Source organism: Microcystis sp. M113S1 (genome assembly GCF_020246945.1).
GTDB lineage: Bacteria > Cyanobacteriota > Cyanobacteriia > Cyanobacteriales > Microcystaceae > Microcystis.
The window spans coordinates 1-4,320 of sequence record NZ_JADBSA010000416.1 but is presented as its reverse complement, the minus strand read 5'-3'; the positions used below and the strand labels follow the sequence as shown (position 1 = coordinate 4,320).

The following is a 4,320-nucleotide window of genomic DNA, read 5'->3' as shown; positions in this document are numbered from 1 at the left end:
TGTCAGTCTGTAGAGCGACCATAAGACCAGAACAGATTTACTCTGTTAAGGCAGGTGCGAAACCCCGCAAGGGAAAGAAGCAGAAACCTAAATCGTGAGGTTTGGGAATCACCGTCCGTTTACGGCGGTGAGGATGTCAACAGGTAAGCCTCCCGAGCATTTAAATTGCTTGGGCCAGACGAGGCAAGGGGAGCGGGGGAGATTCGGCTAATCTGAGAATAAGCGGTTTAAATGCGTCTTAGCTCAGTAGCGGTTGCCCCTTAGTTCTATAATCAGATCTCGGCTAATTTGATTGGCTATGGACTCTATTCATGTCTATCTCCCCACCCCGTTCGGGTTACACTTTACCGGTTTTTGCCTGTGCCAGTGCGATCGCATCTCTCCAGCATCTTCACGGCGAAAATGAGCTAAATTCCGTTACTTTTAATCTTTTAGAACCGCCAGAAGCCATTACTATTGCCATCGAACAAGTTGCCCGACTTAACCCCGATGCTGCCCTAGCCATCACCCGCAGCGAGCCGGGGGACAATTTAGATTTAACTAGAAATACCCCTATATGGGCGTTAGTAGAAAGAAAGACGGGTAATCAAGAGATAGAGATTGAAGGCGGCGAAGGAATCGGCATACAGGTTGATAATGGCGGAAAATCAGCTATCTATAGTTATGCCCAGCGTCTCCTGCAAGAAAACCTCAGACCCCTGTTACTGCCCCAAGAAAGCCTCAAAGTGACGATTATCCTTCCAGAAGGCAAAAAACTGGCCACAAGGACTTCTAACGCCGCTTTTGGGGTGGTAGAGGGATTATCTTTGTTGGGTACCACCGGCATTTCCCAACCCCTCAGCGCCCCCGGACAGTTAGAAATCTTTCGCGAGCAATTAAAAATTTTATCCCGTCGTTTCGATCGCTTGGTGTTTTGTATCGGGGAAAATGGCTTAGATTTAGCCCCTCAAATGGGTATTAATCCTGATATTTTGGTAAAAACAGCCAACTGGATCGGGCCGATGTTATTAGAGGCACAATTACAGGGAATCTCTGAAATTCTTTTGTTTGGTTATCACGGTAAATTAATTAAACTTGCCGGGGGAATCTTTCAGACTCACCATCATCTCGCCGATGGTCGTCGGGAAATTCTTACCGCCTACGCCGCTAAAATGGGTTTAGCTACCCCCCATATCCAGCAAATTTTTGACAGTAGCACCAGCGAAAACGGTCTGGAATATCTGCGTCAATTAGACCGGCAAACGGGCGATAATTGGGTGGAACGCATCTATGGAGAAATGGCTAATACTATTGATCGCCGTTGCCAAGAATACGTTTATAACCACAGTAACGGTCATCTTAGGGTCGGTTGTATTTTATTCGATCGATCTCGTTCTTTGATCAGCAAAAGCGAAAATGGCCTTAAATTTTTGCAGAATCTACAAGTTACCCCCTAGTGACCGTGCTATGATCGTGGGAATATTTAGTTTTAAAAAATGAAACTAATAAGGCTAGACTATTGTAGCTTATTTTCAGAACAATAGCCGATTTAGTTCACAAATCTTTAACCTTTTCCTGCCAGTTTCTTTTCTTGATCGCAGTGACAACTCAAACCCCCCTTCCCACCCCCCAAGAGACTTTGCCCTCAGAGTCCTTCACTAATAGCCTTAATCGTCAAATAATCATCATTCTTGACTTTGGCTCCCAGTATTCTGAATTAATCGCCCGCAGAATCCGGGAAACGAACGTTTACTCCGAAGTTCTCTCCTATCGTACCAGTGCCGAACAATTGGCCCAAATCAACCCGAAAGGAATAATTCTTTCGGGCGGTCCCAATTCCGTCTATGATCCTGGAGCGCCCCACTGTGATCCCGAAATTTGGAATTTAGGTGTACCCATCCTCGGAGTTTGCTACGGGATGCAATTGATGGTACAACAGTTAGGGGGCAGGGTAGAACGGGCAAAACGGGCCGAATACGGCAAAGCATCCCTATTTATCAACGATCCTACCGATTTATTAACCAATGTCGAGAACGGCTCCACCGCATGGATGAGTCACGGGGATTCCTGCGTGGAATTGCCCGCGGGTTTTGAAATTCTCGCTCATACCGATAATACCGATTGTGCGGCCATTGCCGATCACAAGAAAAAACTCTTTGGAGTGCAGTTTCACCCGGAAGTTGTCCATTCTGTGGGAGGAATCGCCTTAATTCGCAATTTCGTCTATCATATCTGCAAATGCGAACCCACTTGGACCACGGAAGCTTTTGTCGAGGAATCGATCCGAGAAATTAGGGCAAAAGTGGGCGATAAGCGAGTTTTATTGGCTTTATCCGGCGGTGTGGACTCCTCTACCTTAGCATTCCTGTTGCATCGAGCGATCGGTGATCAACTAACCTGTATGTTTATCGATCAGGGATTCATGCGTAAGGGTGAACCCGAACGATTAATGCAGATATTTAACGAGCAATTCCATATCGGAGTCGAGTATGTCAACGCTAGAAAGCGATTTTTAGCGCAAGTGGCCGGTGTCACGGATCCCGAAGAAAAGCGCCGTCTTATCGGCCATGAATTTATTCAGGTGTTTGAAGAAGAATCGAATCGTTTGGGACCCTTTGATTATCTGGCCCAAGGAACTTTATATCCTGATGTGATTGAATCGGCCGATAGTAATGTGGATCCCAAAACCGGGGAAAGAGTAGCGGTTAAAATTAAAAGTCATCATAACGTTGGTGGACTGCCGAAAAATCTCCGGTTTAAATTAGTCGAACCCCTGCGAAAATTATTTAAGGATGAGGTGAGAAAATTAGGTCGATCGATCGGTCTTCCGGAAGAAATTGTTCGTCGTCAACCTTTCCCCGGCCCCGGTTTAGCGATTCGCATTTTAGGGGAAGTCACCGCAGATAAATTAAATATTTTGCGCGATGCAGATTGGGTAGTGCGCGACGAGATTAATAAGCAGGGAATGTATCACGATTTCTGGCAAGCTTTCGCGGTTTTATTGCCTGTCCGCAGTGTGGGAGTGATGGGAGATCAACGCACCTACGCTTATCCTATTGTCCTACGTTTAGTCAGCAGTGAAGACGGAATGACTGCCGATTGGTCGCGGGTTCCCTATGATTTATTGGAGACAATTTCTAATCGCATTGTCAATGAAGTTAAGGGAGTTAACCGCGTGGTTTATGATATTACTTCTAAGCCCCCCGGAACTATAGAATGGGAGTAGTTTTGTTAGATTAGAGTCAATCCCGTCCAAATATTGGGGCGGGATTTTTGCAGAATAGAAAATTGAGGGTATTAATTGCAACTATGGCACAGTTAGAGCTTTTAGAAGACAGAGAAGATGTGGATTTTGCAGAAGAAGAAGAAGATATTGAAGGAGAATCAGCAAGGGAAAAAAAGCTAGAACTCAAAGAAATCTCCGAGATTGTTGTTGCTGGTAGTGATTGGACTACCGCAACGATTCTTAATCAACTAATTCGAGAAAATATTCAACTAAATCCGCGCTTTCAAAGACGAGATGCTTGGAATATTACTCGTAAAAGTCGATTTATTGAATCCCTAATTCTAGGGTTTCCAGTCCCACAGATTGTCTTAGCTACTAATAATAAGGAAAAAGGTAAATTTATCGTTCTTGATGGCAAACAATGCTTACTAACAATTTTACAGTTTTATGGTGACAGTGCCACACCTAATAATAGTTTTACTTTAAAAGATTTAGAATTTCTAGATAATCTCAATGGCTGCCAATATCAAGATATAGAAAATGACTTTAACTTGAATTGTATCTTAGACCAACTGGATAATAAAACTATCCGCACGATTGTTATCCGTAATTGGAAAACGGAGAGTTTCCTCCATAAAATTTTTCTGCGTCTCAATGTGGAAAATACCCCTTTGTCTCCACAAGAATTAAGACAAGCATTACACCCAGGGGATTTTATTAATTTTTTAGATGATCGAGCGATAGAAAGTCAAGCATTAAAGAAAATATTTAAATCTCCCTATCCCGATTTCCGGATGCGCGACACTGATATATTATTGCGTTATGTAGCTTTTCATTATTATTTATCTGATTATCGCGGTGATGTTCAGATGCTTCTAGATAAAACCTGTAAAAATTTCAATAAAGAATGGGAAAAGCGCTCAGATGAAATTATCAATGTTGTTGATCAATTTGAAAAAGCTGTCCAGACAACAATGGCTCTTCGTTACTCTTTATGCTAAATCAACAGACAAGATGCCAAGATAACATACTTCTAACCCAAAAATTCCGAAAGTTTCTAAAGCCATAGCCTCTTCGTTTTATTAGTTTAAGTTTATTGTTGATTCCCTCGACCA

3 protein-coding genes and 1 pseudogene are annotated in these 4,320 nt (G+C 43.2%); 3 read left to right on the top strand and 1 reads right to left on the bottom strand.

The window, feature by feature from the left end:
• The first annotated feature begins 311 nt into the window (after positions 1–311).
• The 3 genes and pseudogenes from cbiD to IM319_RS21205 all read left to right on the top strand — a co-directional run.
• The gene (gene cbiD, locus IM319_RS21215) at positions 312–1,436 is read left to right on the top strand and encodes a cobalt-precorrin-5B (C(1))-methyltransferase CbiD (RefSeq protein WP_287736840.1); all 1,125 of its coding nucleotides are present in this window, start codon (positions 312–314) and stop codon (positions 1,434–1,436) included.
• Positions 1,437–1,579: 143 nt separating this feature from the next.
• Positions 1,580–3,205, top strand: a complete 1,626-nt coding sequence (gene guaA, locus IM319_RS21210) for a glutamine-hydrolyzing GMP synthase (protein WP_287736838.1) — start codon at positions 1,580–1,582, stop codon at positions 3,203–3,205.
• 83 nt (positions 3,206–3,288) lie between these two features.
• A pseudogene (locus IM319_RS21205) lies at positions 3,289–4,182 on the top strand (DUF262 domain-containing protein); the annotation flags it as partial.
• A gap of 25 nt (positions 4,183–4,207) precedes the next feature.
• Here IM319_RS21205 and IM319_RS21200 read toward each other — a convergent pair.
• Positions 4,208–4,320: transposase (locus tag IM319_RS21200; RefSeq protein ID WP_071784045.1), on the bottom strand; the 113-nt coding region annotated here is incomplete at its 5' end.

Coding starts and splice junctions, on each gene's coding strand:
- cbiD (WP_287736840.1), top strand. CDS start 312: ATGTCTATCTCCCCACCCCGTTCGGGTTACACTTTACCGGTTTTTGCC.